Here is a 2,523-nt window from a genome sequence, read left to right as displayed (position 1 = left end):
CCGCGGTCCCTTGCCCCGGCCGCGCCGGTACTGCTCGCGCCTGTCCTGGCGCGACGGCACGGGCCCGCCGGGACCCGCTTCCCCCAGCAGCCTGCGGGTCAGCTCGTCGTCGCAGTCCACCTCGAAGAGGGCCCGCAGGGCACGCTTGAGCTGCCTCATCTCCGCTGCCTCCGCGCGGCAGCGCTCGCACGCCGCCAGGTGCGCGTTGGCGCGGTCGAGTTCCGCGCCGGTCAGTTCTCCGTCGACCAGGGCGGAGATCTGCTCACCGAGATGAGTCACGGCTCACCCGCCACGTCTTGCTCTTCCTGCCTGTTACGCCGTCCGGCCTGCCGGTCCCGGTGCGCGAGCGCGGCACGCAGCTGTGCGCGCCCGCGATGGATCCGGCTGCGCACGGTGCCGAGCTTCACGCCCATCGTGACCGCGATCTCCTCGTAGGAGAACCCTTCGATGTCGCAGAGCACGACCGCGGCGCGGTAATCCGGCGGCAGCGCCTGCAGCGCTTCCTGGATGTCGCCGTCGAGGTGCCGCTCGTCCCACGCCTGCGCCGGGGTCAGCTCGGCGCCAGGCAGCCGCTGCGCGACCTCGTCGCCCAGGCCTTCGAACCTGATCCGCTGCCTGCGCCGCGCGCTGTCGAGGAACAGGTTGGTGGTGATCCGGTGCAGCCAGCCCTCGAACGTCCCCGGCGTGTAGCTGGACAGCGAGCGGAACACGCGGACGAAGACCTCCTGGGTCAGGTCTTCCGCGTCGTGCTGGTTCCCGGTGAGCCGGTACGCGAGCCGGTACACGCGCGCCGAATGCGCCCGTACGATCTCTTCCCAGCTAGGAAGCTCCCACTGGGATAGCTGCGCTGGTTCAGGCCCCACGGCCTCCTCCACCGGTCCGCCGAGCGCGTAAAGCATCGGCGTGATCACGACCATCCTGCACTGAATTCTTCCGCTATGCACCCGGAAGAGGGCTTCGCTCGTCATCTGGCCAACGCTCAGCACCGCCTTCAGGTTCCACGGACCAGCGAAATTAGCTAGGCTCACCGCCAGGGAATCGTCGCGAAGGGGGCAGTCATCGAGTATGACGAGGCCGAGTACGCGGTAGAAGACGAGCCGCTGCTCACCGCCCGCAGAGCCGCCGATGAGATCGGCGGGACAGTACCAGTGACACCCGCCACGGGCGCCGCACTCCGGTTCTTCGCGACCGCGATCGCGGCTAAGGCGGTGGTGGAGATCGGCACCGGCTGCGGCAGCTCCGGCATCTGGCTGCTCCGCGGCATGCGCCCCGGCGGCGTGCTGACCAGCGTGGACACCGAACCGGAGTACCACAGGATGGCGCGCAAGGTGTTCACCCAGGCCGGCTTCGCGGCCAACCAGGCCAGGCTCATCCTAGGCCGGTCGCTCGACGTGCTGCCGCGATTGTCCGACGGCGCGTACGACCTCGTGTTCTGTGACGCGGACCCGGTCGCTTACCCCGAGTACCTGACCGCGAGCATCCGGCTGCTCCGCGCGGGCGGCATCGCGGTCTTCAACGACGCCCTGCCGCGCGACGCCGGGCCGGCCGAAGACGGCGCACGCGAACTCGCCGACATGATCAGGATCGACGACCGGGTGGTTCCGCTGCTGCTTCCGATCGCCGGCGGCCTGCTGGCCGCCATAAAGAAATAAGATAGTTATTCCGAACGTACGCGTGGTTCCAGTTCAGCGGCACGGATTCAAAGCGGCTTGGCAACGGGTTCATATGGCGTTACCCGACAGCCGCCTGCAGCGCATCACCCAGCTTGGCAGCCTCGTCAGCCGACAGTTCCACAACAAGCCTGCCGCCGCCTTCCAGCGGGACGCGCATCACGATGCCGCGGCCCTCCTTGGTCACCTCGAGCGGGCCATCGCCCGTCCGCGGCTTCATCGCCGCCATCCTGCATCCCCTTCCTTCACGCGCACGTACCAATGGTCCTCGCCGCCGTGGCGCCCATGCGGTCCTTCGCGAACCGCGAGCGCCGACCGCCTCGCGCGGGCCGTATCAGGCCGGCCCCGCCAGGCAGGGCTGACCGCAACAACCGTGTTGATCTGTCGCCCTATTATCCCGTGTTCGGACGCAGAATGGTAATGATCGCCTACGCGCGCCGCCCAGGAACCCGGCGCAAACCGCCCGCCGGCACCGTCCCCGAGCCCTCCGCCGGCCCGCGCGCGGCTCGCGCAAGGTGCCCGCCCCTGCCTGGTGCGCCTGCGCCCGGTGAGAATTTTCGCCGCAGCTGTGACGACGCCGCCCGCCCGCACCATGCCTGTGTGACGTCGCGTTCGCGTCCCTCAGCATGATCACGAAAGAAAAGTATGCGTATAGGAAACTTTTCTTTCGTGATCATGAAAAACGCGCCGAACGGCAGTGTCAGCCATTCGGCGCGTAGTTAACGGTGGAGGTGCCGGGAATCGAACCCGGGTCCTTCAGTACCTCACCAGGACTTCTCCGAGCGCAGCCTGTATTTGCTTTTCTCAGCCCCGGCGATCACGCAGGCAAGACGCCGACGGGCTCAGCCACTGT

The 2,523-nt window shown here is 68.1% G+C and carries 4 protein-coding genes and 1 other RNA gene; 1 reads left to right on the top strand and 4 read right to left on the bottom strand.

Going from position 1 to position 2,523, the window contains the following annotated elements; translation table 11 throughout:
* Together WA805_RS21955 and sigE are read right to left on the bottom strand one after the other, a co-directional pair.
* A partial coding sequence (locus WA805_RS21955; protein ID WP_425243271.1) for an anti-sigma factor family protein occupies nt 1–279 on the bottom strand: 279 nt, incomplete at its 3' end.
* Nucleotides 276–911 (bottom strand): RNA polymerase sigma factor SigE, encoded by a 636-nt coding sequence (sigE, locus tag WA805_RS21950; protein ID WP_422325062.1) that lies wholly within the window; start codon nt 909–911, stop codon nt 276–278. The genes sigE and WA805_RS21955, both read right to left, overlap by 4 nt.
* Nucleotides 912–1,037: 126 nt before the next feature.
* On the opposite strand from sigE, the gene WA805_RS21945 reads away from it, so the two are divergent.
* Nucleotides 1,038–1,652, top strand: a complete 615-nt coding sequence (locus WA805_RS21945; RefSeq protein WP_422286097.1) for an O-methyltransferase — start codon at nt 1,038–1,040, stop codon at nt 1,650–1,652.
* Nucleotides 1,653–1,731: 79 nt separating this feature from the next.
* Here WA805_RS21945 and WA805_RS21940 read toward each other — a convergent pair whose 3' ends face one another.
* Together WA805_RS21940 and ssrA are read right to left on the bottom strand one after the other, a co-directional pair.
* Nucleotides 1,732–1,899: a DUF3117 domain-containing protein gene (locus tag WA805_RS21940; protein WP_422286092.1), complete on the bottom strand. Its 168-nt coding sequence runs from the start codon at nt 1,897–1,899 to the stop codon at nt 1,732–1,734.
* Between the two features lie 494 nt (nt 1,900–2,393).
* Nucleotides 2,394–2,523, bottom strand: a transfer-messenger RNA (tmRNA) gene (ssrA, locus tag WA805_RS21935); the annotation flags it as partial.

This window comes from Trebonia sp. (assembly GCF_049794275.1).
Lineage (GTDB): Bacteria > Actinomycetota > Actinomycetes > Streptosporangiales > Streptosporangiaceae > Trebonia.
This window is presented reverse-complemented; position numbering and strand designations above follow the sequence as displayed.

Coding starts and splice junctions, on each gene's coding strand:
- WA805_RS21940 (WP_422286092.1), bottom strand. CDS start 1,899: ATGGCGGCGATGAAGCCGCGGACGGGCGATGGCCCGCTCGAGGTGACC.